Consider the following 24,827-nt stretch of genomic DNA (forward strand, 5'->3'; position numbering starts at 1 on the left):
ACGGAACCGTACGACGCGACGTGCGACGCTGAAGGCGTTGGCAGCCCGCACCGACCTACCGCCCGCACCCACCGCGCGTACCCACCGCCCGTGTCCACCGCCCGTATCCCACCGCACCCGAGGACTGACCCCGAGCCATGAGCCCCGCAGACGGCGACCGCGACCGTGACACCCAGCGCATCCTGATCGTCGACGACGAGCCGGCGGTCCGCGAGGCCCTCCAGCGCAGCCTCGCCTTCGAGGGGTACGGCACCGAGGTCGCCGTCGACGGCGCGGACGCCCTGGAGAAGGCGGCGGCCTACCGGCCCGACCTGGTCGTCCTCGACATCCAGATGCCCCGCATGGACGGCCTGACCGCCGCCCGCCGGATCCGCGGCGCGGGCGACACGACCCCGATCCTGATGCTGACGGCCCGCGACACGGTCGGCGACCGGGTGACCGGCCTGGACGCCGGCGCCGACGACTACCTGGTCAAGCCCTTCGAGCTGGACGAGCTCTTCGCCCGTATCCGCGCCCTGCTGCGCCGCAGCTCCTACGCGGCGGCCGTCGAGGCCACCGCCGAGGACGACGACACCCTCTCCTTCGCCGACCTGACCATGGACCTGGCGACGCGGGAGGTCACGCGGGGCGGACGTCCGGTGGAGCTGACCCGCACCGAGTTCACCCTCCTGGAGATGTTCATGGCGCACCCGCGCCAGGTCCTCACCCGGGAGCAGATCCTGAAGGCGGTCTGGGGCTTCGACTTCGAGCCGTCCTCCAACTCCCTCGACGTGTACGTCATGTACCTGCGCCGCAAGACCGAGGCGGCCGGCGAGGCGCGCCTCGTCCACACGGTCCGCGGCGTCGGCTACGTCCTGCGGCAGGGCGGCGCGGAGTGAGAGGACCGGTCCGCCGCTTCCGTACGCTGCCGTTGCGTTCGCGCCTGGCGCTGCTGGTGGCCGCGGCGGTGGCGTTCGCCGTGACGGCGGCGGCGGTGGCGTGCTGGTTCGTGGTGAAGAGCGTGCTGGTGGACTCGCTGGACGAGGCGCTGAAGGCGAACCGCATGGACCGGCAGCAGGTGAGCCAGTACGTCAACCTGCGCACCGGCCTGTGCGCCCACGACCCCGTCACCCACGAGCAGAATCCCTTCGGCTCGTCCGTACAGCTCGTGGACCGCAAGGGCGGCAGCTGCCTCATCATCGGCACGGAGGAGGTTCCGCTCACCGACGCCGACCACGCCGTGGCCGAGGGCGCGTCCTCCGACGCGCTGCACGACGCCACCGGGTCGGACGGCACGCAGTACCGCGTCTTCACCTACACCGTGCCCGACCTTTCGGGCGTCGCCGTCTCCGCCGCGCGTCCGCTGGGCGAGGTGAACGGCTCTCTCAGCAACCTCGCGCTGGTGCTCGTCTTCGTCGCGGGAGCCGGTGTCGTCGGCGCGGGTGCCGCCGGCCTCTGGGTGGCCCGGACCGGCCTGCGCCCCGTCGACGAACTGACCCGGGCCGTGGAGCACGTGGCCCGCACCGAGGACCTCACCGTCCGCATCCCCGTGGAGGACGACAGCGAGGACGAGATCGCCCGCCTCTCCCGCTCCTTCAACAGCATGACCTCGTCCCTGGCCAGCTCCCGCGACCTGCAGCAGCAGCTCATCGCCGACGCCGGCCACGAACTGCGCACCCCCCTCACCTCCCTCCGCACCAACATCGAGCTCCTCACCCGCAGCGAGGAGACCGGCCGCCCCCTCCCGGAGGCGGACCGCAGTGCCCTCCTCGCCTCGGTCAAGGCCCAGATGACGGAGCTGGCGGCGCTCATCGGCGACCTCCAGGAACTCTCCCGCCCCGACACCGGCCAGCACACGGGCCGCACCCGCATCCTCGCCTGGCACGACGTCGTCGAGTCGGCCCTGCGCCGCGCCCGCCTGCGCGGCCCGGAGCTGACCATCACGGCGGACGTGCGGCCCTGGTACGTGCGCGCGGAACCGGCCGCCCTGGAACGCGCGGTCGTCAACGTCCTGGACAACGCGGTGAAGTTCAGCCCCGAGTCCGGCACCGTCGACGTACGCCTCGCCGACGGCGTCCTCACCGTCCGCGACCACGGCCCCGGCATCCCCGTCGACGAACTCCCGCACGTCTTCGACCGCTTCTGGCGCTCCCCGAGCGCACGCGCCCTGCCCGGCTCGGGCCTCGGCCTGTCGATCGTGGCGCGGACGGTGCAGCAGGGGGGCGGCGAGGTGACCCTGACCCCGGCCGAGGACGGTGCCGGCGGAACCGTGGCGACCGTGCGGCTGCCGGGGGCGCCGGTACCACCGCCGGAGACGAACGCGGCCGACGGGGGTCAGTGGTAGCCGAGCATGCCGGGGGCGTCGATGTCGACGGTGAGGAAGCCCGGTGGGTAGAGGTCCTCCCGACCGGTCAGGATGATCGACATGCCTCCCGAGTCCAGGTGCGGCGTCGCCACGTAGAGCGCGTGACACGTATCGGCACCACCCCAGCCGTCCCGCACCATCCCGCCGACGGTGGCGGCCGCGACCTGGCCGAGCGGATCGATGTGCAGGCCCGGAAGCGCCATCAGCGCGCCTGAGACGTTCGCCTCGCTCTCCTCGGCCTTCATGAGGCACAGCGCCGGGAGGTGCAGCCAGTCACCCGGCGTGTGCGCGACGTTGTCGACGAGGCGATGCAGGGCCTCGTGGCCATGGGCGAGCGCCAGAGCCGCGCCCGCGTCGAGAATGATCACGCGGCGTGCTCCCGGGAGGCCCGGGTCTTGTCCGCCGCCATCGCGTAGATGTTGGCCAGCACGTTCGGTCCGCTGTCGAACTCCTCGTCGCTGAGTGTGCAGCCCAGCCGTTCACGCAGCACCGTGCGCGTGGCCGCCACCCGCTCCGCGATCTGCTCCGCCGTCGGCTGCTCCGAGGCCAGCTGCTCGACCAGCTGGCCGAGGGTCATGCCTCGCTCCTTGGCGACCTGCGCGAGGTGGTCGCGGGCCTTACGGGACACCTGAATGGTCGTACTCTCTGCCATGGAGCCACCATAACCACACCACAGCCAGCGGACTGCCGTCCGTCGTTCCCTTTCACTCGAAGGTACTGACGGCACTCACCCCACTTGACTCCGGGACGCCTTCCCGTGCGGTCGCAGCCGCCCGACTAGGTCCCGGACCCGCCCCCAGGCCGCGGCGTCGTCCGTTCCGTCGCCCAGCCGGTAGTGCCGTGCGGCCTCCGCGGGCCGTGATCACCAGCCAGATACGCCCCTGTACTTACCGTGATCGCATTGCTTGTGCCCTGAGCACACCCAGCCCACACTTGAGGAGGTGACGTCACCATGACCGCTCTTGCGCACGAGAGGCCCGAGACCATGTCTGAGATCAGGACCGCGACCGGGCCGGAGGCCGGAACCGAGAACGGACCCGACCTGGACGAGGTCGTGTGGCAGGCATGGAAGGCCGTGGAACTCCCGGAGGGCTACCGCGCCGAGATCATCGAGGGAGCCATCGAGGTGTCGCCCACCGGCCGCCTGTCCCACGCCCAGATCACCAACCGGCTGCGCAACGCACTGGTGCGCTTCCTGGGAGAGGGCGAGTCTCGGCGTACCAGGACGCCAACGTCATCTTCCGGCGCAAGGGATGGATCCCCGATGTCTTCGTCGCACCGGAGGACTTGGAGCCGTACGCGGACGAGGACGGTCTCGGTGTCGACGCGGCGGCGGTGCGACTGGTGGTCGAGATCGTCTCTCCCGGCAAGCGCCACGAGGACCGCGACCGGGTCAGGAAGCGCCGTGAGTACGCCCGTGCCGGCATTCCCGTTTACGTGATCATCGACGACTACGACGCGCAGGGCACCGTCACCGTCCTGACCGAACCCCGGCCCGACAAGGCCGACTGGCTGGGCGTCGTGCGGGTCCCCTACGGAACCGACGTCGACATCCCGAAGGGGCCCGCCACGGGCTTCGTGCTCGGAGAGACGATCACAGGCCCCAAGCGAACCTGAACGGAAGCAGGAAGGCGGGCCCGTTGTCATCCTGACAGCCGGCACCGACACCACAGTGCCCGGTGCTGACCGTCACGTCTTGGCTGCTGGGCCTGCTACCCGTCCTCCGCCATGACCGCTGCCACGTACGCGAGCGCCTTCGCTTCGCCGATCCGCACGTAGACGGCCTCGTTGTGCCCCAACGCGTCCAGTTCCCGGTGAAGAGTCTCGCTGACGTGAAACGAGCCGATCGCGCATCGACCTCGTGCAGGCTGGCCCGTACCAGGTCCGCTCCCGTCCAGGGTGGCACCACGCAAGGAGGCCTCATCCAGTTCGGCCTTGACCGGACATGCGTGGGAGAGATCAGCCTGGTCCAGCACCGCGCCTTCCAGATGGGCACGACAGGTCGGTGCCGGCGGCATCGTTGGGACAGTCCGCTTCACGTCACGGCTACCAGTCAGCCCGCCACGTGGCGGTCACCGCGCTTGATCTCCGTCAGGAAGGTCCTCCACGGGCTCGTCCCGAACACGAGCACCCGGCCGTCCGGCACCTTGCTGTCGCGCACGGGGACAAGGCCGGGGCAACCGTCGGCGACCTCGACGCAGTTGTTGGCTCCCCCGTCGCTGTAGCTCGACTTGCGCCAGACGGCGGTGCTGAGGTCGGGGGTGTGCTTCATGATCGGTGCTCCTCCAGTACGTCCCGGATGAACGTCAACGAGTCCGACGGCACAAGCGCCAGGTCCCGCAACCGATCGTAGGACAAGCAGTGGCGCAGGACGTCCTCCGGATCGTCCATCAGCACACCGCTGCTCCCACCTTCCGTGTAGGCCACGGAGCTTCCGTCCGCCTGTTGCAGAAGGGTCAATGACCCTTTGCCCATGAGGTGATGGACTCCTGCGGAGAACGGAAGCACCTGGATGTTCACATGGGGCGACCGCGCGACCGCCTCGATGTGTGTCAGCTGATCCGCCCAGGTCTCCGTGCTGGCCGAAGTACGGCGGAGCGCCAGCTCGTCGATGATGAAGCGGACGCTGGGTGCGGGATTCTTGCGCAGCAGCAACTGTCGGCCCAGGCGCGCGGCCACCTGCTCCTCAACAGCCTCGCGTTCCTGCTCTGTTGTCCCGTGACCGGACAACACCTCGCGGGCGAAATCCTCGGTCTGCAGCAGCCCAGGGATGTTCGGCGCGTATACGCGGATGATCCGCGCTGCTGCCTCCAGCCGCATGTACTCCTTGTACTTGTCCTTGAACGCGTCGATCCGGGCCATCTTCCAGAGGCTGACCAGCAGGTCTCCGGAACCGTAGTACCCGTCGAGGTCCTCCATGACCGTCACCTTGGACAGCCGCTCCCCCGACTCCAGGCGGCACAGGTAGCTCTTGTCGTACCCGGACTCGTCGGCCAGTTGTCCCAGGGACTTGCCCTCCTTCTCCCGAAGGAAGCGAAGCGTTCGCCCGAGCACCGCGCGTCCCGATTCGTGCTGTCCGTCGACCTTTTCGGTCACGGCGCCCTCCCTCACCCCTGTTGCCCGGGGCCGTCGGCAACGCCTGCCCCCTTCCGCAGCGTACGCGCAACCAGTGACGATCGAGGCACGAACAGTAATCACTCCTGGCCGCAGCCCCGAAGGGACAAGCCCCATGACCACGCCCCCGTTCCGCCTCCTCCCCTGGACCACTCCCGAAGGCAATCCCTGCTACCTGAGCACCGACGACAGCCGGAGCCTGCTCTCCCGGCTCGCGGACGACATCGAGGAAGCCCAGCTGGGCTCGGGTGAGCAGGTGCTCGCGGGGGCCAGGGCCGTGCTCGGGGACGGGAAGGCCGGGGAGCGGGCCGTGCGGTTCGCGTTGACCAGGGCGACGGAGTCGCTGGAGGACGTGTTGCGGGTCGCGGTCAGCCGGGGCCGGCGTCTCCCCCGTCCGGCGGGCGGCAACCTTCGCGGGCGGGGCGGCGACTGAGCAGCGGACCATCCCCACGTGGAACGGAACGCCCATGAGCGAGCAGCACCGCAGCAAACCCCGGCACCGCAAAGGCAGGAAGGCCCTGGCCGTCGGGGTCCCGCTGGCCCTGACCGCCGCGGGGACGCTGGCGTACGGAGCGGACCTCGGCGTGCTCGGCTCCGGTGCCCAGCGGGCGTCCGCCGCGACGGCCGCCGCACCGGCCTGGGCGACCGCCACCGCCGACGGCTTCGCCTCGGTCGACGCCCTCGGGCAGAACGGCACGTACGGCGGCCGGGACGGCGAGACGGTGACCGTACGGACGCAGGCGGAGCTGGAGAAGTACGCGACGGCCGAGGAGCCGTACGTCATCGTCGTCGCCGGGACCATCGACATGGCGCCCGTCGGCAAGGAGATCAAGGTCCGGTCGGACAAGACCATCGTCGGCGCCGGCACCTCCGGGCAGATCGTCGGCGGCGGCTTCTTCCTCGGCACCGGCGTGCACAACGTGATCATCCGCAACCTGACGATCCGGGACTCCTACCAGGGCGTCTGGAACGACAAGGAGCACGACTTCGACGCCATCCAGATGGACGGCGCGCACCACGTCTGGATCGACCACAACGACCTGCGGCACATGGCCGACGGACTGATCGACGTCCGCAAGGACAGCACCTACGTGACGGTGTCCTGGAACAGACTGAGCGACAACAACAAGACGTTCGGCATCGGCTGGACGGACAACGTCACCACGGACATCACCATCCACCACAACTGGTTCCGCGAGACCGAGCAGCGCAACCCGTCCACCGACAACGCCGCCCACGCGCACCTCTACAACAACTTCCTGGAGGACGCGCCGGGCACGGACATCACCTCCTCCTACGGCAACTACGCGCGCGGCAGGACGTCGATGGTCCTGGAGAACAGCTACTTCCAGGGCGTGCGCAACCCCGTCACCAAGGACGCCACCGCGACGCTCGTCCAGCGCGGCAACGTCTTCTCCGGCACCTCGGGCCGCAACGAGAGCGGCGGGACGGCCTTCGACCCGAGGAAGTTCTACGCCTACACGCCCGACCGGGCCGCGGACGTGCCGGCGCTGCTCAGGTCGGGCGCGGGCCCGCGCCCCTCGATCGGCGTCACGAACGCCACGAGCGGTGCGAGCGGTGCGAGCACGAAGGCGGCGGCCACGCTCACGGTCGCCAAGGACGGCAGCGGCCAGTACCGGACCGTCCAGGCCGCCGTGAACGCCGTCCCCTCGAACAACACCTCCAGGGTCCTCATCTCCGTGAAACCGGGGACGTACCGCGAGACGGTGAAGGTGCCGTCCGACAAGCCGCACGTGACCATCGAGGGCACGGGCGGCAGCCGCAAGGACACCGTGATCACCTACGACAACGCGGCCGGGACGCCCAAGCCCGACGGCTCCGGCACCTACGGCACGTCCGGCAGCGCGACGGTCGCCGTCGAGGCCGACGACTTCCAGGCCCGCAACCTGACCATCGCCAACGACTTCGACGAGGCCGCGCACCAGTCCCTGTCCGGCCACCAGGCGGTGGCCCTGCGCACGGCGGCCGACAGGGTCTTCCTGGACGGCGTGATCGTCACCGGTGACCAGGACACCCTGCTGCTGGACACGGCCGCCAAGGACAGGCTCGGCCGCGTCTACATGAGGAACTCCTACGTCGTCGGCAACGTCGACTTCATCTTCGGCCGGGCGACGGCCGTGATCGACCGGTCGGTCATCACCCTGAAGAAGCGCTGGAACGGCACCTCGGCCGGCTACGTCACCGCGCCCAGCACCCCGGCCCACCGCAAGGGCATCCTGATCAACCGATCCGCCATCGGCGGCGACGTCTCGGCCGGTTCCTTCCACCTCGGCCGCCCCTGGCACGCGGGCGGTGACGCGAGCCTCGACCCGCAGACCACGGTCCGCGACACCACCCTGAGCGCCGCGGTCAAGTCCGCGCCCTGGACCGACATGAGCGGCTTCTCCTGGAAGGACGACCGCTTCGCCGAGTACCGCAACACGGGCCCCGGCGCGGGCCCCGCGAGCGCCGACCGCCCCCAGCTGACCGCCGGCCAGGCGGCCGGCCAGGAGGTCGCGGACTGGCTGGGCGGCTGGGTGCCCACGGCGTCGTAGGGCCAGGACGCCCGGCCGCGCGCAGGGGACCTTCCCGATCACGGTGACAAAACAGGCCAACTGTTCACGGTGCGCTCACATGAGCGCACCGTGAACGCGTACGCCCATTCGTACTCGTTCCGGAGGAAGGCACCGCCACCGGCCCGCCGCGGTCACCGTGCGCGCGCGTGCCCGGCGGACCCGGGCCGGAGCAGGAAGAAGGGGCCCGGCACACGCGGGGCTCGTACGGCCTGCCGCGTGTGCCGGGCCCCTTCTCGAGGCCGTCGGTCGGTTACCGCACGACCGTGATCCGGTCGGCCGCCGGCGGGGCGATCGGGGCGGTCGCCGACGAGTTGGCCGTCAGGTACTGCTCCAGCGCCGTCAGGTCGTCCGCGCCGACGAGTTCGTTCGCGCCCTCGCCCAGGGTGGGGAAGCCGTCGCCGCCGCCCGCGAGGAAGCTGTTCGACGCGACGCGGTACGACGCCGTCGGGTCGATGGGCGCGCCGTTCAGGCGGATGGAGTCCGTGATGACGCGGTCCGCGCCGGTCTTCGTCAGGTCCAGGGTGTAGGTGAGGCCGGACGAGACCTGGAGGATCTTCGGGGCCGCCTCGTTCGGGCCGCTGACCTGCTCCTTGAGGACCTGGATCAGCTGGGCGCCCGTGTAGTCCTTGAGGTTCACCGTGTTGGCGAAGGGCTGGACGGTGAAGCCCTCGGCGTACGTGACGACGCCGTCGCCCTCACCGCCCGTGGCCGCGTAGGTGAGGGGCGCCCGGATGCCGCCCGGGTTCATCAGGGCCAGGTCGGTCTCCGGGTCCAGGGACCTGCCGTGGGCGAGCTGCGCGTCGGCGATCAGGTCGCCGAGCGGGGACTCGGTGCCGTCGCGGTTGATGTCGCCGGAGATGTAGCCGACGGGGCGGTTGCCGATCGGGGCGGCGAGGGTGCCCCACCTGTCGATCAGGCGGGTCATGTCCGGCGCCTTCGGAACGTCCCGCGTGACCACGTGGTTCGCCGACTTCACCGCCGTACGGGCGATGTCACCCGTCGCGCGGTCGTAGGTCAGCGTGGTGTCCGTGTAGAGGCGGCCGAAGGACGCGGCCGACGTGACCATGCGGGGCTTGCCCGCCGGGTCGGGGATCGTGCAGACGTACGCCGCGTGGGTGTGGCCGGTGACCAGCGCATCGACCTGGGGCGTGACGTTCTTCGCGATGTCGGCGATCGGGCCGGAGATGCCGTCGCCGGCGCCCGGGGAGTCGCAGTCGTAGTTGTAGGAGGACGAGGCCGGGAAGCCGCCCTCGTGGACCAGGGCGACGATCGACTTCACGCCCTGGCGCTGGAGCACCTTGGCGTACTTGTTGATCGTCTCGACCTCGTCCTTGAAGGTGAGGCCCTTGACGCCCTCCGCCGAGACGATGTCCGGGGTGCCCTCCAGGGTCACGCCGATGAAGCCGACCTTGACGCCCTTCTGCTTCCACACCCAGTACGGCTTCAGGAGGGGCTTCTTCGTCTTCTCGTCCAGGACGTTCGCCGCCAGGTACGGGAAGTCGGCGCCCTTGAACTCCTTGTCCGTGTAACAGCCGTCGGTGGGGTGGCAGCCGCCGTTCTGGAGGCGGGCCAGTTCCCGCGCACCCTCGTCGAACTCGTGGTTGCCGACGCTCGTCACGTCCAGGTCGAGGGCGTTCAGCGCCTCGATGGTCGGCTCGTCGTGGAAGAGGCCGGACAGGAGCGGGGACGCGCCGACCATGTCGCCGCCGGCGGCGGTGATGGAGTAGCGGTTGCCCTTGCGGGCCTCCCGCAGGTGGGTGGCGAGGTACTCGACACCGCCCGCCTCGACCGTCTTCGTCGTGCCGTCCGGCTGGAGCTCGGTGACCCGGCCGGAGGAGCCGGCGGGCGGTTCGAGGTTGCCGTGCAGGTCGTTGAAGGAGAGGAGCTGGACGTCCTGGTAGCGGCCAGGCCGGTGATCGGGTTTGTGACCGCCGTGGCCCCGGTCCCGCTCGCCCGCGTTCGCCGACGCGGGCAGCGTCGCGGCGGCGAGCGCCCCGGCGGTGACGACGGTGGCGGCAGCGGCGAGGAGACGGGTCGTACGACGTCTGCCGCGCGGTTGGTGCGACGGTGCTGTGGCTGGCATGCGCCCCCCTGTGGGTGTGCGTGAGCGCGAGCCGCTGAGGAGACGGCTCGTCGGCGCAGCAGCCTAGAGTCAACGCGCGTAGCGCGACAGGGGGTCCCGGGTCACATCCTGGTGTATCCCGCCGTCGGCCCCTCCCCCGGTCCATCCCCCGGCCTGTCCCGCGGATCCGTCCCCCGATCCCTCCCCCTGCCTGACCCGCAGACCCGTCCCCCGGCCTGTCCCCCGGTCCGTCCCGGCGGCCCGTCCCCCGGCTACCGCCGCTTTGCCGCGCCCGCCCTTTACGCTCGTACGCATGACCAGCGACGACACCGTGCGGCCCGGCCGCACCCGCTCGATCGAGACCCTCGCCGAACTCTCCCCGGAGCAGACCGAGGCGGTCCTCGCCCTGCTCAGCGAGGCCGCCCGCAGCGACGGGCAGCAGGCCGTGTCCGAGCAGGGACGGCTGCAGCTGCGCGGCCCCGCGCGGGAGGGCATCGCACACCTGCTGCTCACCGTGGACGGCGGAGAACTCCTCGGCTACGCCCAGCTGGAGGGCACCGACCCGGTGGAGCCGCCGGCCGCCGAACTGGTCGTCCACCCCTCGCACCGGGGCCAGGGGCACGGGCGGGCGCTGGGCTCCGCGCTGCTCGCCGCCTCCGGCAAGCGGCTGCGGATCTGGGCGCACGGCGGCCACTCCGCCGCCCGGCACCTCGCACAGGTGCTCGGCCTGACGTTGTTCCGCGAACTGCGGCAGCTGCGGCGCCCGTTGACCGGCCTGGACCTGCCCGACCCGCGCCTGCCCGAGGGCGTGACCGTCCGTACCTTCGTGCCGGGGCAGGACGACCCGGCCTGGCTCGCGGTGAACGCCGCCGCCTTCGCCCACCACCCCGAGCAGGGCTCCCTCACCCAGCGGGACCTCGACGACCGCAAGGCCGAGGCGTGGTTCGACCCGGCGGGGTTCTTCCTGGCCGAGCGGGACGGCGAGCTGATCGGCTTCCACTGGACCAAGGAGCACGCCGAGGAGCGGCTCGGTGAGGTGTACGTCCTCGGCATCCGCCCCGACGCCCAGGGCGGCGGCCTCGGCAAGGCCCTGACCACCATCGGCCTGCGGCACCTGGCGGAGCGGGGACTGCCCACGGCGATGCTGTACGTCGACGCCGACAACAAGGCCGCGGTGTCCGTCTACGAGCGCCTGGGGTTCGTCACCCACGAGACGGACCTGATGTACCGAACGGAGACGTGAGGTGGCGGCCCGGCCCCACGTGGCGGTCCGGCCCCATGTGCTGGTCCGGCCCCATGTGCTGGTCCGGCCCCATGTGCTGGTCCGGCCCCACGTGGCGGCGGTCCGGCCCCACATGGCGGCGGTCCGGCCCCACGTGGTGATCCGGCCCTAATGCCGGTCAGCCGGCTTCGAGGTGGTGGTCCGGCCCCGAGCCGGTCCGCCGGCTCGGCGGAACCGCCTCCTCCCCCGCCTCAGCGGCTCCGGCCCGCACACCCCCCACACCACGGCCACCGCCGCCAGCAGCACCGCCCACCGGTCGTGCGCCGCCGGCCACCGCGGGTCCTCGGGCGGCACGACCAACGCCCAGTCCTCCGGCGTCAGCAGGGGCGCGAGAACCGCCATGAGCAGCAGGGCCGCCGCGACGGCCGGACCCGGACGCGCCTCGTCCGTCAGCCGTACCGCCGTCGCGGCGCCGGCGAGTGCGAGTGCGCCCAGCGCCGCCGCCTCCAGGGTGATGTCACCGGCCGGGGGCCGGTTCGCCGAGGGGGTGAGCAGCAGTACGGCCGTCCACCACAGCGCGGCGAGCGGTGCGACCAGGGCGACCCGCAGCGCCTGCCGCAGCGAGCGCCGGACCGGGACGGGAACGGTGAGGTGCCGGGCCGGGTCGTCCAGCAGGAAGGCCAGGGCGAGCGCGCCGATCAGGGCGGTCCCCCGCAGCAGGGTGAGCGTCTGCGAGGGCGTCGGTTCCGCGCCGACGACGACCGGCGCGGCCGCGACCAGCAGCCCGAGAGTTCCGGCCGCGGCCAGGGCCCGCCGCGGCAGCGTGCGCCACACCGGGCCGGCCAGGGCCCGTGTCACTCCTCTCACTCCTCGCACGAGTCCGCCTTCTCCGGCCCGGCGACGCCCAGCAGTTCGGCGGCCCGGGCGGTCGTGACGCCCGGGGCGGTCAGCTCGGCCCAGTGCGCCTTCACCCGGTCCCCGACACCGGGGCGCGGCTTCTCCAGCAGACGCCGTACGACGTCCGTCTGGCCCTCCGTCATGGACAGCGGGTCGGTGGGCGACAGGACGATCGCCGAGCCCTCCACACTGTCGTCGAGGCGGACCCGGCGCAGGGCGTTCACCGGGTCGTCCTGCCAGCTCAGGGAGAGCCACATGAGGGTGACCATCCGCCCGTCGCAGATCTCGCTCCCCGCCTTCTCCGTGCCCGCGACGAGGACCGCGGCGACGGCGCTGGAGAACTCGGGGACCCGGTTGCCGCCCCAGGCGGTGCCCACGGTCACCTGGTGCGCGTCGGCCAGCGCGGGGATCGCGGCGTCGCCCTCCAGCCCGTACCGGGCGTCGATCCGCTGCCGTACGACGAGCCGCCGGTCGTGCGCGGAGCCGCCCGCGAGGGACTGGACCCGGTCCACTACCCCGGCCCAGGTGCCGGTGCGGGGCACCCACTCGGGGAAGGCGCAGTACGTCGACCCGCCGTGCTCGACGCAGGTGTGCTCGGGCCGCACCGAGGCCCGTTCGCGGGCCGCGGTCAGCTCCGGCGACGGCGACACGCCCCGGGCCTGCAGGACCCCGCCCGTCACCGCCAGCGCGAGGGTCAGCGCGACGCCCGCTCGGACGGCCAGGTTCCGGCCACCGGCGAGGAGGACCGCGAGGAAGGCCGCGCACAGGCCCGCGCCCGCCAGGTACAGGGCGTGCCAGGCCGCGGGCCGCCCCAGCAGGTCGGAGGGCAGGGTGTTGGAGCTGATGTCGGCGACGACCGGTGCCAGCCACGACAGTCCGCTCGCACCGCCCGGCCCCGTGCCGAGAACGAGCGTGAACAGCAGGACGACCAGCAGCAGCGGCGCGGCGGGCGCCGACCGCACCAACCGGGCCAGCAGCACCCCGACCGTCCCGGACAGCAGCACCGTCAGCGGCCCGACGAGCAGCTCGGCCGGCGAACCGTGCCCGATCGCACCCGGCTTGAAGGCCTCCCAGGTGAACTGCCCGGCCACGCACACCGCGGTGAGCAGGGCGGCCGGTACGACGGACAGCGCGTGGGCCACCGTACGGCGCCAGGGCGCGAGCACCAGCACCGCGAAGTGGGGTTCGGTGCCGTGCCGTTCGGAGCGCAGGACGGCGATGTTGGCGGACAGCAGGACGGCGAGGCCGACGAGCATCGGCATGCTCTGGGTGGCGCGGTCGACGTCCTGCAACGCCGGGTGACCGTCCCAGGAGCTCCGGGTACGCCAGACGATCCACGCGACGTACGCCACGAAGGCGATGACGACCGGGATGCTCAGCAGCAGCCGGCGCGCCTCGAACCGGGCCAGGGCGAGCACGGCCCGCGTACCGCCGCGCGGTTCGTTCCCGACGGCGGGCGGGGCCTGGGCCAGCACGGCGCTCACGCGGCCACCTCCGTGCCGGCGCCGTCGAGGGCGAGCAGGTAGCCGTCTTCGAGGGTGGGATCGACCAGCTCCGCTCCGGCGGGCGGATCGCCCACGTTGCGGAAGGACCCGGTCCCGGTACGCCACCCGGCCTTCGCGCCCGGATCCTTCTCCTTGCTGCTCCACACGCGCCCGGCGGCCCGCGCGGTCAGCTCGGCCGGGGTGCCGTCGAACCGCACCGCTCCGGCGGCCATGACGACGACCCGGTGGCAGAGCATCGCCACGTCCTCGGTCTGGTGGGTGGACAGCAGGACGGTCCGCCCTTCCCCCGCCCCGGCGATCAGCTCCCGGAACCGCATCCGCTGCTCCGGGTCCAGACCGACGGTCGGCTCGTCGAGCACGAGGAACCCGGGGTCGCCCACCAGCGCGGCCGCGAGCGCGACCCGCTGCCGCATGCCCCCGGACAGCTTCTTGATCCTCCGCCCGCGCACCTCGCCCAGATCGACCTCGTCCAGCACCCGCCGCACCTCACGGTGGCGGGCGCCGCGATCCGCCAGCTCCTTCAGGATCGCGACGTAGTCGACGAACTCGAAGGCGGTGAAGTCCGGATGGAAGCCGGGCGTCTGCGGCAGGTACCCGAGCCGCCGCCGCACCTCCTGCCGTCCGCGCGCGGTCCCCGGGTCGTGCCCGAGCACGGTGAACGCGCCCCGGTCGGCGGGCACGGCGGTGGCGAGCACCCGCAGCAGCGTGGTCTTGCCGGCCCCGTTGGGCCCGAGCAGCCCGGTGACGCCCGGGGTCAGCCGCAGCGACACGTCGTCGAGGGCGCGGGTGCGGCCGTAATGAAGGCTGAGCCCGGAGGCGGAAACAGTGGGGTGGGTCATGCGGCGCTCCCGGACGGAAAGGGGACGAGGAGGAAGAGGAAGACAGAGACGGAGACGGAAGGGGAGAAGACAGCACTCACGCGGCACCCCGCGCCGAGACGTCGAACCGGTCGCGGAACAGGAACAGCAGCCCGGCACCCAGCACGGCCACCAGCCCGGACACGCCCTGCCCGGCCGCGGTGAACGGCGCCAGCGGACTGTCCTCGGCCGCGCGTGCCGCGTCCGCGGCGAACAGCAGCGCCACCCACGCCCCCGCGACCGCGGAGGGCGCGAGGACCGGACCCAGCCGGGGCGCCAGCGCGAGCCCGGTCGCGGTCAGCGCCAGCCCGGGCAGCAGCCAGGACAGGGCGCGCAGCCCGTATCCCGGCAGGGCGAGGGTCGCCGGCCCGTTCACCGCGAGCGCGACGGCCAGCACGGCGACCGTACGGATCATCAGCAGCCGGAAGCCGTGCATCGGCGAGACGACCGCCATCTCGTACGTCGGGTCCAGCGCGGGCCCGTAGGCGAGCGCCACCCCGGCCAGCGGCAGCAGCGGGGCGAGGGCGAGGAAGAGGGTGGGCGTGCCGGAGGCCGCGAAGGCGACGCCGAAGGTCATCAGCAGCACGGCGACGACCGCGCCGAGCCAGGACCGGCGCAGTACGGGGGTGGCCGCGAGCAGCCGCGCGGTGCCGTCACCGACGCCGCACCGCACCAGCAGCCCCTCGAACCAGCCCGGCCGGGGTGCGTCCAGCTCGGCGTCGAGCCGCTCCCACCCGGCGTCCAGGACGGCGACGTCACTCACCTCGGCGAGGACGCCGCGGCAGTGCGGGCAGGCGGTCAGGTGGGCGTCGGCGGACCACAGCGCGGGCGCGGCCAGCTCGCCCCGGGCGTAGGCCCGCAGGTCGTCCTCGTCCACGTGCCAGGTGTCCCGGCGACGGCTTCCCTCGATACTCATGCCAGCGCCTCCCGCAGCTGCCGGCGGGCGCGCATCGCCCGCGTCTTGACCGTGCCCGGCGGGATGCCGAGCAGGACGGCCGCCTCACGGGTGGTCAGCCCGTCGATGACGGTGGCCTGGAGCACCGCGCGCAGCTCCGGGGAGAGCCGGACGAGCGCGCCGGCGAGGTCGCCGTGCTCGACGCCGGCGAGCACCCGCTCCTCGGCGGAGACCTCGTCCCGGTGCCGCAGCCGCGCCAGTGCCTGCCGCAGCCGGCCCCGCGCACCGTCGCCGCGCAGGACGTCGACCAGCCGCCGCGATCCGATCCGCCACAGCCAGCCGGCCACGTCGCCTTCCTCCCGGTAGCGCGCACTGCCCCGCCACACCGCGAGGAAGGTCTCCTGTACGACGTCGTCGACGACACCGGCGTCGGCGCAGCGGCTGCGCATACGGGCGGTCAGCCAGGGGGCGTACCGGCGGTACAGCTCCTCGAAGGCACGCCGGTCGGCATCCGCCGCGACGGCCCGCAGCAGCTCCCCGTCGCTTCTCGTTTCGCTCACGTCTCCTCATCGGACGAGCCCGGCCAACCGGTTCACACGATCGCAGGCGGAAATCCCGTGCGGGGAACGCGGGCACACCACCCGGCCGCCCCACGCGAACGCCGCCCGCTCGTCCCGCACGAACACACGACCACGCCGCCCGCTCGCCCCGCACAAACACACGGCCACATCGCCCGCTCGCCCCGCACAAACACACGGCCACATCGCCCGCTCGCCCCGCACGAACACACGGCCACATCGCCCGCTCGCCCCGCACGAACACACGGGCCCGTCATCCAGTCGCCCGGCGCGCACGCGGGCACCCGGACGTCGTCCCCACTACCTGGCACGGACTCGTCGTCCCGTCACCCGGCGCGCACGCGGGCGCCCGGACGTCGTCCCCGCTACCCGGCGCGGACACGTCGTCCCGTCACCCGGCACGGACGCAGGCCGACCCCGTCCAGCCCGCCGCAGGCGCCGGCGGACACCACCGTCGGAAGCCCGCCGCTATCCCACACGTCATGTCCCCGTAACCATCGATTCAGACAGCCTTGCGACGCTCACCGAATGAAGCCGACCGTGCCGGAGCCACCAGGAGCAGAGCATCACGCGCCTTCCGACGCGCCTGTCCTGCGCGTGGCGCGGAAGAATGGGTTCATGAGGCAGCCGAACACCCAGGCAGAGGTCCAGCACACACAGCCCTCCGTGGGCTCCATCGCCGCGCACCGCCCGCACACCGTGGCCGCCACGGTCTCCGACCTGGAGCCCGACATCGACGCCGACCTCGACGGGTACGAGGAGTCGGAGGAGTCCCAGGCCGGCGGCGCCCAGCTCCCGCAGGGCCGCTTCCTGGACCGCGAGCGCAGCTGGCTCGCGTTCAACGAGCGCGTCCTCGAGCTCGCCGAGGACCCGAACACCCCGCTCCTCGAGCGCGCGAACTTCCTCGCGATCTTCGCCAGCAACCTGGACGAGTTCTTCATGGTCCGCGTCGCCGGCCTCAAGCGCCGCATCGCGACCGGTGTCGCCACCCGCTCCGCCTCCGGTCTCCAGCCCCGCGAGGTCCTGGAGATGATCTGGGCCCGCTCCCGCGAACTCATGGCCCGGCACGCCGCCTGCTTCCACGAGGACGTCGCCCCGGCACTCGCCGAGGAGGGCATCCACCTGGTCCGCTGGAACGAACTCGCGGAGAAGGAGCAGGCCCGCCTCTTCACCCTCTTCCGGCACCAGATCTTCCCGGTCCTCACCCCCCTCGCGGTCGACCCGGCGCACCCCTTCCCGTACATCTCGGGCCTCTCCCTCAACCTCGCGGTCGTCGTACGCAACCCCGTCACCGGCCACCGCCACTTCGCCCGCGTCAAGGTCCCGCCGCTGCTCTCCCGCTTCCTGGAAGCGTCCCCGGGCCGCTACGTCCCCATCGAGGACGTCATCGCCGCCCACCTCGAAGAGCTGTTCCCCGGCATGGAGGTGCTGGAGCACCACGCCTTCCGCCTCACCCGCAACGAGGACCTCGAAGTGGAGGAGGACGACGCCGAGAACCTCCTCCAGGCCCTCGAGAAGGAACTCATGCGGCGCCGCTTCGGCCCGCCCGTCCGCCTCGAGGTCGAGGAGTCGGTCGACCGCGAGGTCCTGGACCTCCTGGTCCGCGAGCTGAAGATCGGCGAGGCCGAGGTCTACCCGCTCCCCGGCCCCCTCGACCTCACCGGCCTCTTCCGCATCGCGGGCATCGACCGCCCCGAGCTGAAGTACCCGAAGTTCGTCGCGGGCACCCACCGTGACCTGGCCGAGGTCGAGTCCGCCTCCGCGCCGGACGTCTTCGCCGCCCTCCGTAGCCGCGACGTACTCCTGCACCACCCGTACGACTCCTTCTCGACCTCCGTCCAGGCCTTCCTGGAGCAGGCCGCCGCCGACCCCGACGTCCTCGCGATCAAGCAGACGCTGTACCGCACCTCCGGCGACTCCCCGATAGTCGACGCGCTCATCGACGCGGCCGAGTCCGGCAAGCAGGTCCTCGTCCTGGTCGAGATCAAGGCCCGCTTCGACGAGCACGCGAACATCAAGTGGGCCCGCAAGCTGGAGGAGTCCGGCTGCCACGTCGTCTACGGGCTGGTCGGCCTGAAGACCCACTGCAAGCTGTCGCTGGTGGTCCGCCAGGAGGGCGAGACGCTGCGCCGCTACAGCCACGTCGGCACCGGCAACTACCACCCGAAGACGGCCCGCCTCTACGAGGACCTGGGCCTGCTCACCGCGGACCCGCAGGTCGGCGCGGACCTCTCCGACCTGTTCAACCGCCTCTCCGGCTACTCCCGCCGCGAGACCTACCGCCGCCTCCTCGTCGCGCCCAAGTCCCTGCGTGACGGCCTGGTGTCCCGGATCCACAAGGAGATCCAGCACCACCGCGCCGGCCGCCCCGCCTACGTCCGCATCAAGGTCAACTCGATGGTCGACGAGGCCGTGATCGACGCCTGCTACCGCGCGTCCCAGGCCGGTGTCCCGGTGGACGTGTGGGTACGCGGCATCTGCGCGCTGCGCCCGGGGGTGACGGGCCTGTCGGAGAACATCCGGGTCCGTTCGGTCCTCGGCCGCTTCCTCGAGCACTCGCGGGTCTTCGCCTACGGCAACGGCGGCGAGCCGGAGGTCTGGTTCGGCAGCGCCGACATGATGCACCGCAACCTCGACCGCCGGATAGAGGCGCTGGTCCGGGTCACCGACCCGGCCCACCGGGCGGCCCTCAACCGGCTGCTGGAGACCGGCATGTCCGACGGGACCGCCTCCTGGCACCTCGGCCCGGACGGTGAGTGGACCCGGCACGCGACCGATGCGGACGGCCAGCCCCTGCGCAACGTCCAGGAGATGCTCATAGACGCCCGGAGGCGCCGGCGTGGCACAGCGACACCTTGAACCGACGGACCCCACGACCGCCGCCGGGCCGCCGGCACCCGCGGACGTGGACGCCCTCACGAACTACCTGCGCGCCCAGGCCACGGAGTTCCTCCGCGCCCTGCGCCTGCACCGCGAGTCGGGCACGGGGGCGGGCGCCGGGGGGAACGCGAACGGTACGCACGGCACCGGCAGGGCGACCGCGTCCGGCGACCCCGACGGCCCCGTGGACGCCGTCCGTGCCCTGCGCCGGGCGGCCCGCCGCCTCAGCGCCACCCTGCACACCTTCCAGCCGCTGCTGGATCCCGACTGGGCGGAGGGCATGCGCCCCGAGCTGGCATGGCTGTCCGGCACGCTGGCGATGGAGCACGGATACGCGTCCCGCCTGGAGCGCCTGCTCCAGGCCCTGCACCGGCTGTCCGGTTCGGCGGCGCTCCCGGCCCAGCAGCCGGCCGGCCGGGCCGCCGCCGGGTCCTTCACCGCGTCCGCCGCCCACCCGGCAGCCCCGGACCGCGGCAACCTCACCGTGGGCGCGGCCAAGGCGGGCGCGCTGCTCGACCGCCAGCTGACCCTGGCCCGCACCCGGGCGCACTCCACCGCCCTCCAGGCGCTGGGCAGCAGCCGCTTCCACGCGGTCGCCGACAAGGTCGCCTTACTGGCCAGCGAGGTCCCGCTGAGGGCCCCCGGGTCCGCCGCACCCGGTACCGCGACGGCCACCTCGGCCGGCCCGGCCACCTCCGCATCCACATCGCCGGCCCTCACGGGCATCGCGGGCACCACCGCCTCCCCCACCGACCTCCGCCCCCTGGCCGCCGCCGCGGCGGCCCGCCTCTCCGACGCGGTGGCCGCGCTCCCCCTCGTCACCGCGGGGAGTCCGTACAACGCGGAGGCACTGATCCACGGCCTCTCCCCGAACCCGGTCCCGCACCCCCAGGACGCCCCGTGGCACCAGGTCCGCCTGCTGCTGCGCCTGCACCGGTACGCACTCGAAGTGCTGGCCGGCGACGACGCCGGGGACACCGAGGACTTCCTGGACGTACGCCTGCTGGCCGCCGGGGAGGCCCTGGACCGCCACCGCGACGCCTCGGAGGCCGCCGCGGCCGCGGCCCAGGCCGCCCGTACGCCGCGCATCGCCCCGGCGACGGCGTACGCGCTCGGCGTGCTCCACGCCGACCAGCGGCATGAGGTGGAGGCGGCGAGGTACGCGTTCCAGCACAGCTGGCGCAAGGAACCCGTCAAGCTGCCGTAGGCCGGGGCGCCGCCCACCGGACGGGCGGCCGCCCACCGGACCGACACCGCCCACCGGACCGACACCGCACACAGGACCGACGCCGCATGCCAGGACAGGCGCGGAAACCGGTACCGGCCCCTCGTCGGCGCGCGCCCTGCTCGCGACGCACCCGGCCGGAACCCCACCGTGTCCTCAGCGTAAGCGTTCCGTGACCTCACCGCACCGTCCACAGGGGTTCACCCCCCGTTCATTTACGCCCATTGGCGCCTTCACCTGTTCTGCCTAATTTCGGCCTTAGCCGATACGGGGCGCATCCCGAAAACGCGTCCGTATCGCCCAGCCCCACCCAGCGTCACCCAGCCTCACCCAGTCTTGATCGTCTTCAACGCCACTCCTCGCACGCCGCCGGATTCAGGACGGCGGCTCCTGGAAGGAACTCCCTCAGTGAAGCTTCAGCGCATGAACCGGCGGGCCCTCGCTCTCGGTGCTCTCGCCGTCTCCGGCGCCCTGGCCCTCACGGCGTGCGGCTCCGACGACACCGGTGGCAACAGCAGCGGCGGTGACGCCAGCGCCGCCGCCAACAGCAACATCAAGTGCGAGGACGCCAAGGGCCAGCTCCAGGCCTCCGGCTCGTCCGCGCAGAAGAACGCGATCGACGCCTGGGTCAAGCAGTACGTCGCGGCCTGCAAGGACGTACAGCTCAACTACAACCCGACCGGTTCCGGCGCGGGCATCACCGCGTTCCTCCAGGGCCAGACCGCCTTCGCCGGCTCGGACTCGGCGCTGAAGCCCGACGAGATCGCGAAGTCCAAGGAAGTCTGCAAGGACGGCCAGGCCATCGACCTGCCGATGGTCGGCGGCCCGATCGCCGTGGGCTTCAACGTCCCCGGCGTCGACACGCTCGTCCTGGACGCCGCGACGCTCGCCAAGATCTTCGACAGCAAGATCACCAACTGGAACGACGAGGCGATCGCCAAGCTCAACCCCGAGGCCAAGCTGCCCGACCTCAAGATCCAGGCCTTCCACCGCTCGGACGAGTCCGGCACCACGGACAACTTCACCAAGTACCTGAAGGCCGCCGCGCCCCAGGACTGGAAGTACGAGGGCGGCAAGTCCTGGGAGGCCAAGGGCGGCCAGTCCGCACAGGGCTCCTCGGGCCTCGCCCAGCAGGTGAAGCAGACCTCCGGCGCCATCTCGTACTTCGAGCTGTCGTACGCCAAGGACGGCGTGAAGACCGTCGACATCAAGACCGAGGCCGCCGAGCCGGTCAAGGCCACCGTCGACAACGCCACCGCCGCCATCGGCGCGGCCAAGGTCGTCGGCACCGGCAAGGACCTCGCGCTGGAGCTGGACTACACGCCGAGCGCCGACGGTGCCTACCCGCTGGTCCTCGTCACCTACGAGATCGTCTGCGACAAGGGCAACAAGGCCGAGAGCCTGCCCGCCACCAAGTCCTTCCTGAACTACATCGCCTCGGAGGACGGCCAGGGCCTGCTGAAGGACGCCGGCTACGCCCCGATGCCGACCGAGATCATCACCAAGGTCCGCGACACCATCACGGGCCTGAGCTGACCCGAGTGCGGTCCGGCCTCCACGCGGGGGCCGGACCGCACCGTCCGGTGCACCGCCGCCAGGAGCCCCCGAGACGGGGCGGCTCCGCCCGAGCCGCCACGCAGGACGGCTCCGCAGACCGGAGAACCCGATGGACATAACCACTGATCCCCACAAGCCCGCACCAGCACCCGTACCGCAGCAGCCCTCCGAGGCCGAGGCCAAGCGCGCCGCACGCGGCGCGACCCGCCCCGGCGACCGGATCTTCCTCGGGCTCTCCCGCGGTTCCGGCATCCTCGTGCTGGTCATCATGGCCGCCATCGCGGCCTTCCTCACCTACCGCGCCTCGATCGCCATCAGCGAGAACGAGGCCAACTTCTTCACCACCTTCGAGTGGAACCCGACCGGCATGCCGCCGGAGTTCGGCATCGCGGTCCTGGCCTTCGGCACCGTCGTGTCGTCGGTCATCGCCATGGCCGTCGCGGTCCCGATCGCGGTCGGCATCGCCCTGTTCATCACGCACTACGCGCCGCGCAAGCTGGGCGGCCTGATCGGGTACGTGATCGACCTGCTCGCCGCCGTGCCCTCGATCGTCTACGGCCTGTGGGGCGCGCTCGTCCTCGTGCCGCACATGGAGGGGCTCTTCGGCTGGCTGGACGACTACCTCGGCTGGACCGGCGTCTTCGAGTGGAACGACGGCGCGCCGCGCTCGCTGTTCACCGTGGGCATCCTGCTCGCGATCATGATCCTGCCGATCATCACCAACGTCAGCCGTGAGGTCTTCCGGCAGGTCCCGCGCATGCACGAGGAAGCCGCCCTGGCCCTCGGCGCCACGCGCTGGGAGGTCATCCGCATGTCGGTGCTGCCCTTCGGCCGCTCCGGCGTCATCTCCGCCTCGATGCTCGGCCTCGGCCGCGCGCTCGGCGAGACGATGGCCGTGGCGATGGTGCTCTCCTCCAGCTTCGAGATCAACCTCAGCCTGCTCGACACGGGCGGCGGCACCTTCGCCCAGAACATCGCCAGCAAGTTCAACGAGGCGAGCGAGATGGGCCGTGACGCGCTGATCGCCTCCGGTCTCGTCCTCTTCGTCATCACCCTGCTGGTCAACGGCGCGGCCCGGATGATCATCGCCCGCCGCAAGGAGTACTCGGGGGCCAACGCATGAGCAACGCAACCCTTACCCCCAGGAACGGCAGCTCCCTGCGCGGCGCCACGCTGCCCAAGTGGTTCCTCTGGGCGGTCGCCGCCGGCTCGATCGCCGCCGGGCTGGGCATCAGCACCGCGGCCGGGCTGGACAGCAGCATCCAGTGGGCCCTGATGGCCGCCGTCCTCTTCGTCCTCGGCACGTACGTCATCTCGGCGCGCGTCGAGGGCGGACGGCAGGCCAAGGACCGCGTGGCGACCAGCATGGTGTGGGTCGCGTTCATCGTGGCCGTGGTCCCGCTGGCCTCCCTGGTCTGGGCGACCGTCAAGCGCGGCGTGAAGGTCCTCGACGGCTACTTCCTCACCCACTCGATGGGCGTGGTCGCCGACGCCGAGGTGGGCGGCGGCATCTACCACGCCATCCTCGGCACCCTGGAGCAGGTCGGCATCGCCACGGTGATCTCCGTGCCGGTCGGTGTGCTGACCGCGATCTACCTGGTCGAGTACGGGCGCGGCAAGCTCGCCAAGGCCGTCACCTTCTTCGTCGACGTCATGACGGGCATCCCGTCGATCGTCGCGGGTCTGTTCATCCTCAGTACGTGGATCCTGATGCTGGACATGGGCCCGTCCGGCTTCGCCGGTTCGCTGGCCCTGTCGATCCTGATGATCCCGGTGGTCGTCCGCTCCACCGAGGAGATGCTCAAGCTCGTCCCGAACGAGCTGCGCGAGGCGTCCCTGGCGCTCGGCGTGCCGAAGTGGCGCACGATCCTGAAGGTGGTCCTGCCGACGTCGATCGGCGGCATCACCACCGGCGTCATGCTGGCCATCGCCCGCATCACCGGCGAGACGGCCCCCGTGCTGCTGCTGGTCTGGGGCACGGACTTCATCAACGCGAACCCGTTCCAGGACGCGCAGGAGTCACTGCCGATGTACATCTATCTGCAGTACTCCAACAGCGGCGGCGCCGGCGCGGCGTACGACCGTGCGTGGGCTGCGGCCCTGACGCTCATCGCGTTCATCATGGTCCTCAACCTGGTGGCCCGCGGCATCGCCCGCTGGAAGGCCCCGAAGTGACATCTATGCGGCTCAGCCGCACGGCCGGCCGCTGACGCGGCCAAGGCGAAGACAGTCAGCGACCCGAAAGAAGCAGTGATTCCCATGGCCAAGCGCATAGATGTCAGCGGCCTCAACGCCTACTACAGCTCCTTCCTCGCCATCGAGGACATCTCGATGACGGTGGAGCCCCGCTCGGTGACGGCCTTCATCGGCCCGTCCGGCTGCGGCAAGTCCACGTTCCTGCGCACGCTCAACCGCATGCACGAGGTCACGCCCGGCGGCCGCGTCGAGGGCAAGGTCATGCTCGACGACGAGAACCTCTACGGCGCCGGCATCGACCCGGTGGCCGTGCGCCGCGAGGTCGGCATGGTCTTCCAGCGGCCGAACCCGTTCCCGACCATGTCGGTTTACGACAACGTCGCCGCCGGCCTGAAGCTCAACGGCAAGTTCAAGAAGTCGGAGCTGGACGACGTCGTCGAGAAGTCCCTGCGCGGCGCGAACCTCTGGAACGAGGTGAAGGACCGCCTGAACAAGCCGGGCTCCGGCCTCTCCGGCGGTCAGCAGCAGCGCCTGTGCATCGCCCGCGCCATCGCGGTCGAGCCGAACGTCCTGCTCATGGACGAGCCCTGCTCCGCCCTGGACCCGATCTCCACCCTCGCCATCGAGGACCTGATCGGCGAGCTGAAGGAGCGCTTCACGATCGTCATCGTGACGCACAACATGCAGCAGGCGGCGCGCGTCTCGGACCGTACGGCGTTCTTCAACCTGGCGGCCGTCGGACAGCCCGGCAAGCTGATCGAGATCGACGAGACGGAGCGCATCTTCTCCAACCCGTCGGTCCAGGCCACGGAGGACTACATCTCGGGCCGCTTCGGATAGCCCGAACCCGATCCCCTCGCGGTGCTGCATGGCGGTGCCACCGCGAGGAGCACAAGGGCCCGCCCCCGGATTCCGGGGG

The 24,827-nt window shown here is 71.8% G+C and carries 23 protein-coding genes; 12 read left to right on the top strand and 11 right to left on the bottom strand.

All coding sequences use genetic code 11. From position 1 onward, the window contains the following. The first annotated feature begins 137 nt into the window (after positions 1–137). Together ACP4J0_RS29880 and ACP4J0_RS29885 are read left to right on the top strand one after the other, a co-directional pair. On the top strand, positions 138–878 hold the full coding sequence (locus ACP4J0_RS29880) for a response regulator transcription factor (RefSeq protein ID WP_426601839.1): 741 nt from the start codon (positions 138–140) through the stop codon (positions 876–878). Continuing rightward, a complete protein-coding gene (locus ACP4J0_RS29885; RefSeq protein ID WP_426601840.1) occupies positions 875–2,323 on the top strand; it encodes a sensor histidine kinase in 1,449 nt (482 codons plus the stop codon). The genes ACP4J0_RS29880 and ACP4J0_RS29885 overlap by 4 nt, the downstream gene beginning before the upstream one ends. On the opposite strand, the gene ACP4J0_RS29890 is transcribed toward ACP4J0_RS29885, so the two are convergent. Together ACP4J0_RS29890 and ACP4J0_RS29895 are read right to left on the bottom strand one after the other, a co-directional pair. Continuing rightward, on the bottom strand, positions 2,314–2,712 hold the full coding sequence (locus ACP4J0_RS29890) for a hypothetical protein (protein ID WP_426601841.1): 399 nt from the start codon (positions 2,710–2,712) through the stop codon (positions 2,314–2,316). The two genes, ACP4J0_RS29885 and ACP4J0_RS29890, sit on opposite strands and share 10 nt — an antisense overlap. Next, entirely contained in the window at positions 2,709–2,996 is a 288-nt protein-coding gene (locus tag ACP4J0_RS29895; RefSeq protein WP_426601842.1) for a hypothetical protein, read from the bottom strand. The genes ACP4J0_RS29890 and ACP4J0_RS29895 overlap by 4 nt, the downstream gene beginning before the upstream one ends. A gap of 413 nt (positions 2,997–3,409) precedes the next feature. On the opposite strand from ACP4J0_RS29895, the gene ACP4J0_RS29900 reads away from it, so the two are divergent. After that, a complete protein-coding gene (locus ACP4J0_RS29900; RefSeq protein WP_426601843.1) occupies positions 3,410–3,961 on the top strand; it encodes a Uma2 family endonuclease in 552 nt (183 codons plus the stop codon). A gap of 95 nt (positions 3,962–4,056) precedes the next feature. Here the strand turns inward: ACP4J0_RS29900 and ACP4J0_RS29905 are convergent, their stop codons facing one another. From ACP4J0_RS29905 to ACP4J0_RS29915, 3 genes are read right to left on the bottom strand one after another with little or no spacing between them, the layout of a single operon-like run. Then, positions 4,057–4,362 (bottom strand): hypothetical protein, encoded by a 306-nt coding sequence (locus ACP4J0_RS29905; protein ID WP_426601844.1) that lies wholly within the window; start codon positions 4,360–4,362, stop codon positions 4,057–4,059. 35 nt (positions 4,363–4,397) lie between these two features. Beyond that, positions 4,398–4,616 carry a DUF397 domain-containing protein gene (locus ACP4J0_RS29910; protein WP_426601845.1) on the bottom strand — a complete coding sequence of 73 codons (219 nt, stop codon included), beginning with the start codon at positions 4,614–4,616 and terminating at the stop codon, positions 4,398–4,400. Next, on the bottom strand, positions 4,613–5,440 hold the full coding sequence (locus ACP4J0_RS29915) for a helix-turn-helix domain-containing protein (protein WP_426601846.1): 828 nt from the start codon (positions 5,438–5,440) through the stop codon (positions 4,613–4,615). Before ACP4J0_RS29915 ends, ACP4J0_RS29910 begins: the two co-directional genes overlap by 4 nt. A gap of 133 nt (positions 5,441–5,573) precedes the next feature. Here ACP4J0_RS29915 and ACP4J0_RS29920 point away from each other — a divergent pair, with 133 nt between their 5' ends. Together ACP4J0_RS29920 and ACP4J0_RS29925 are read left to right on the top strand one after the other, a co-directional pair. Further along, the gene (locus tag ACP4J0_RS29920; RefSeq protein ID WP_426601847.1) at positions 5,574–5,891 is read left to right on the top strand and encodes a hypothetical protein; all 318 of its coding nucleotides are present in this window, start codon (positions 5,574–5,576) and stop codon (positions 5,889–5,891) included. Between the two features lie 34 nt (positions 5,892–5,925). After that, the gene (locus ACP4J0_RS29925; RefSeq protein WP_426601848.1) at positions 5,926–8,013 is read left to right on the top strand and encodes a pectinesterase family protein; all 2,088 of its coding nucleotides are present in this window, start codon (positions 5,926–5,928) and stop codon (positions 8,011–8,013) included. Between the two features lie 271 nt (positions 8,014–8,284). Here the strand turns inward: ACP4J0_RS29925 and ACP4J0_RS29930 are convergent, their stop codons facing one another. Continuing rightward, entirely contained in the window at positions 8,285–10,117 is a 1,833-nt protein-coding gene (locus ACP4J0_RS29930) for a bifunctional metallophosphatase/5'-nucleotidase (RefSeq protein ID WP_426601849.1), read from the bottom strand. 292 nt (positions 10,118–10,409) lie between these two features. Here ACP4J0_RS29930 and mshD point away from each other — a divergent pair, with 292 nt between their 5' ends. After that, positions 10,410–11,339, top strand: coding sequence for a mycothiol synthase (gene mshD, locus ACP4J0_RS29935; protein ID WP_426601850.1), 930 nt, complete (start codon positions 10,410–10,412; stop codon positions 11,337–11,339). 147 nt (positions 11,340–11,486) lie between these two features. Here mshD and ACP4J0_RS29940 read toward each other — a convergent pair whose 3' ends face one another. The 5 genes from ACP4J0_RS29940 to ACP4J0_RS29960 form a co-directional block, all read right to left on the bottom strand. Next, the gene (locus tag ACP4J0_RS29940) at positions 11,487–12,176 is read right to left on the bottom strand and encodes an ABC transporter (RefSeq protein WP_426601851.1); all 690 of its coding nucleotides are present in this window, start codon (positions 12,174–12,176) and stop codon (positions 11,487–11,489) included. A 5-nt stretch (positions 12,177–12,181) separates the two neighbouring features. Then, positions 12,182–13,699 (bottom strand): ABC transporter permease, encoded by a 1,518-nt coding sequence (locus tag ACP4J0_RS29945; RefSeq protein WP_426601852.1) that lies wholly within the window; start codon positions 13,697–13,699, stop codon positions 12,182–12,184. Further along, positions 13,696–14,559, bottom strand: a complete 864-nt coding sequence (locus tag ACP4J0_RS29950; RefSeq protein WP_426601853.1) for an ABC transporter ATP-binding protein — start codon at positions 14,557–14,559, stop codon at positions 13,696–13,698. The genes ACP4J0_RS29945 and ACP4J0_RS29950 overlap by 4 nt, the downstream gene beginning before the upstream one ends. A 76-nt stretch (positions 14,560–14,635) precedes the next feature. Then, the gene (locus ACP4J0_RS29955; RefSeq protein WP_426601854.1) at positions 14,636–15,493 is read right to left on the bottom strand and encodes a zf-HC2 domain-containing protein; all 858 of its coding nucleotides are present in this window, start codon (positions 15,491–15,493) and stop codon (positions 14,636–14,638) included. Then, positions 15,490–16,032: an RNA polymerase sigma factor gene (locus ACP4J0_RS29960; protein ID WP_398136042.1), complete on the bottom strand. Its 543-nt coding sequence runs from the start codon at positions 16,030–16,032 to the stop codon at positions 15,490–15,492. The genes ACP4J0_RS29955 and ACP4J0_RS29960 overlap by 4 nt, the downstream gene beginning before the upstream one ends. A gap of 636 nt (positions 16,033–16,668) precedes the next feature. Here ACP4J0_RS29960 and ACP4J0_RS29965 point away from each other — a divergent pair. The 6 genes from ACP4J0_RS29965 to pstB all read left to right on the top strand — a co-directional run bounded on the left by ACP4J0_RS29965 (position 16,669) and on the right by pstB (position 24,748). Next, positions 16,669–18,909, top strand: coding sequence for an RNA degradosome polyphosphate kinase (locus tag ACP4J0_RS29965; protein WP_426601855.1), 2,241 nt, complete (start codon positions 16,669–16,671; stop codon positions 18,907–18,909). Further along, a complete protein-coding gene (locus ACP4J0_RS29970) occupies positions 18,890–20,137 on the top strand; it encodes a CHAD domain-containing protein (RefSeq protein WP_426601856.1) in 1,248 nt (415 codons plus the stop codon). The genes ACP4J0_RS29965 and ACP4J0_RS29970 overlap by 20 nt, the downstream gene beginning before the upstream one ends. Positions 20,138–20,563: 426 nt before the next feature. Further along, positions 20,564–21,691: a phosphate ABC transporter substrate-binding protein PstS gene (gene pstS / locus ACP4J0_RS29975; RefSeq protein WP_426601857.1), complete on the top strand. Its 1,128-nt coding sequence runs from the start codon at positions 20,564–20,566 to the stop codon at positions 21,689–21,691. A gap of 130 nt (positions 21,692–21,821) precedes the next feature. Then, entirely contained in the window at positions 21,822–22,835 is a 1,014-nt protein-coding gene (pstC, locus tag ACP4J0_RS29980; RefSeq protein WP_426601858.1) for a phosphate ABC transporter permease subunit PstC, read from the top strand. Continuing rightward, positions 22,832–23,887, top strand: coding sequence for a phosphate ABC transporter permease PstA (gene pstA / locus ACP4J0_RS29985; protein ID WP_426601859.1), 1,056 nt, complete (start codon positions 22,832–22,834; stop codon positions 23,885–23,887). Before pstC ends, pstA begins: the two co-directional genes overlap by 4 nt. 84 nt (positions 23,888–23,971) lie before the next feature. Further along, entirely contained in the window at positions 23,972–24,748 is a 777-nt protein-coding gene (pstB, locus tag ACP4J0_RS29990) for a phosphate ABC transporter ATP-binding protein PstB (RefSeq protein ID WP_055417635.1), read from the top strand. Positions 24,749–24,827 lie beyond the last annotated feature (79 nt).

Origin of the sequence: Streptomyces sp. WG7 (assembly GCF_049975785.1) — a bacterium.
Taxonomy (GTDB): Bacteria; Actinomycetota; Actinomycetes; order Streptomycetales; family Streptomycetaceae; genus Streptomyces.

Coding starts and splice junctions, on each gene's coding strand:
- ACP4J0_RS29880 (WP_426601839.1), top strand. CDS start 138: ATGAGCCCCGCAGACGGCGACCGCGACCGTGACACCCAGCGCATCCTG.
- ACP4J0_RS29895 (WP_426601842.1), bottom strand. CDS start 2,996: ATGGCAGAGAGTACGACCATTCAGGTGTCCCGTAAGGCCCGCGACCAC.
- ACP4J0_RS29900 (WP_426601843.1), top strand. CDS start 3,410: ATGGAAGGCCGTGGAACTCCCGGAGGGCTACCGCGCCGAGATCATCGA.
- ACP4J0_RS29905 (WP_426601844.1), bottom strand. CDS start 4,362: ATGCCGCCGGCACCGACCTGTCGTGCCCATCTGGAAGGCGCGGTGCTG.
- ACP4J0_RS29910 (WP_426601845.1), bottom strand. CDS start 4,616: ATGAAGCACACCCCCGACCTCAGCACCGCCGTCTGGCGCAAGTCGAGC.
- ACP4J0_RS29920 (WP_426601847.1), top strand. CDS start 5,574: ATGACCACGCCCCCGTTCCGCCTCCTCCCCTGGACCACTCCCGAAGGC.
- ACP4J0_RS29925 (WP_426601848.1), top strand. CDS start 5,926: ATGAGCGAGCAGCACCGCAGCAAACCCCGGCACCGCAAAGGCAGGAAG.
- ACP4J0_RS29930 (WP_426601849.1), bottom strand. CDS start 10,117: ATGCCAGCCACAGCACCGTCGCACCAACCGCGCGGCAGACGTCGTACG.
- mshD (WP_426601850.1), top strand. CDS start 10,410: ATGACCAGCGACGACACCGTGCGGCCCGGCCGCACCCGCTCGATCGAG.
- ACP4J0_RS29950 (WP_426601853.1), bottom strand. CDS start 14,559: ATGACCCACCCCACTGTTTCCGCCTCCGGGCTCAGCCTTCATTACGGC.
- ACP4J0_RS29955 (WP_426601854.1), bottom strand. CDS start 15,493: ATGAGTATCGAGGGAAGCCGTCGCCGGGACACCTGGCACGTGGACGAG.
- ACP4J0_RS29965 (WP_426601855.1), top strand. CDS start 16,669: ATGAGGCAGCCGAACACCCAGGCAGAGGTCCAGCACACACAGCCCTCC.
- pstC (WP_426601858.1), top strand. CDS start 21,822: ATGGACATAACCACTGATCCCCACAAGCCCGCACCAGCACCCGTACCG.
- pstA (WP_426601859.1), top strand. CDS start 22,832: ATGAGCAACGCAACCCTTACCCCCAGGAACGGCAGCTCCCTGCGCGGC.
- pstB (WP_055417635.1), top strand. CDS start 23,972: ATGGCCAAGCGCATAGATGTCAGCGGCCTCAACGCCTACTACAGCTCC.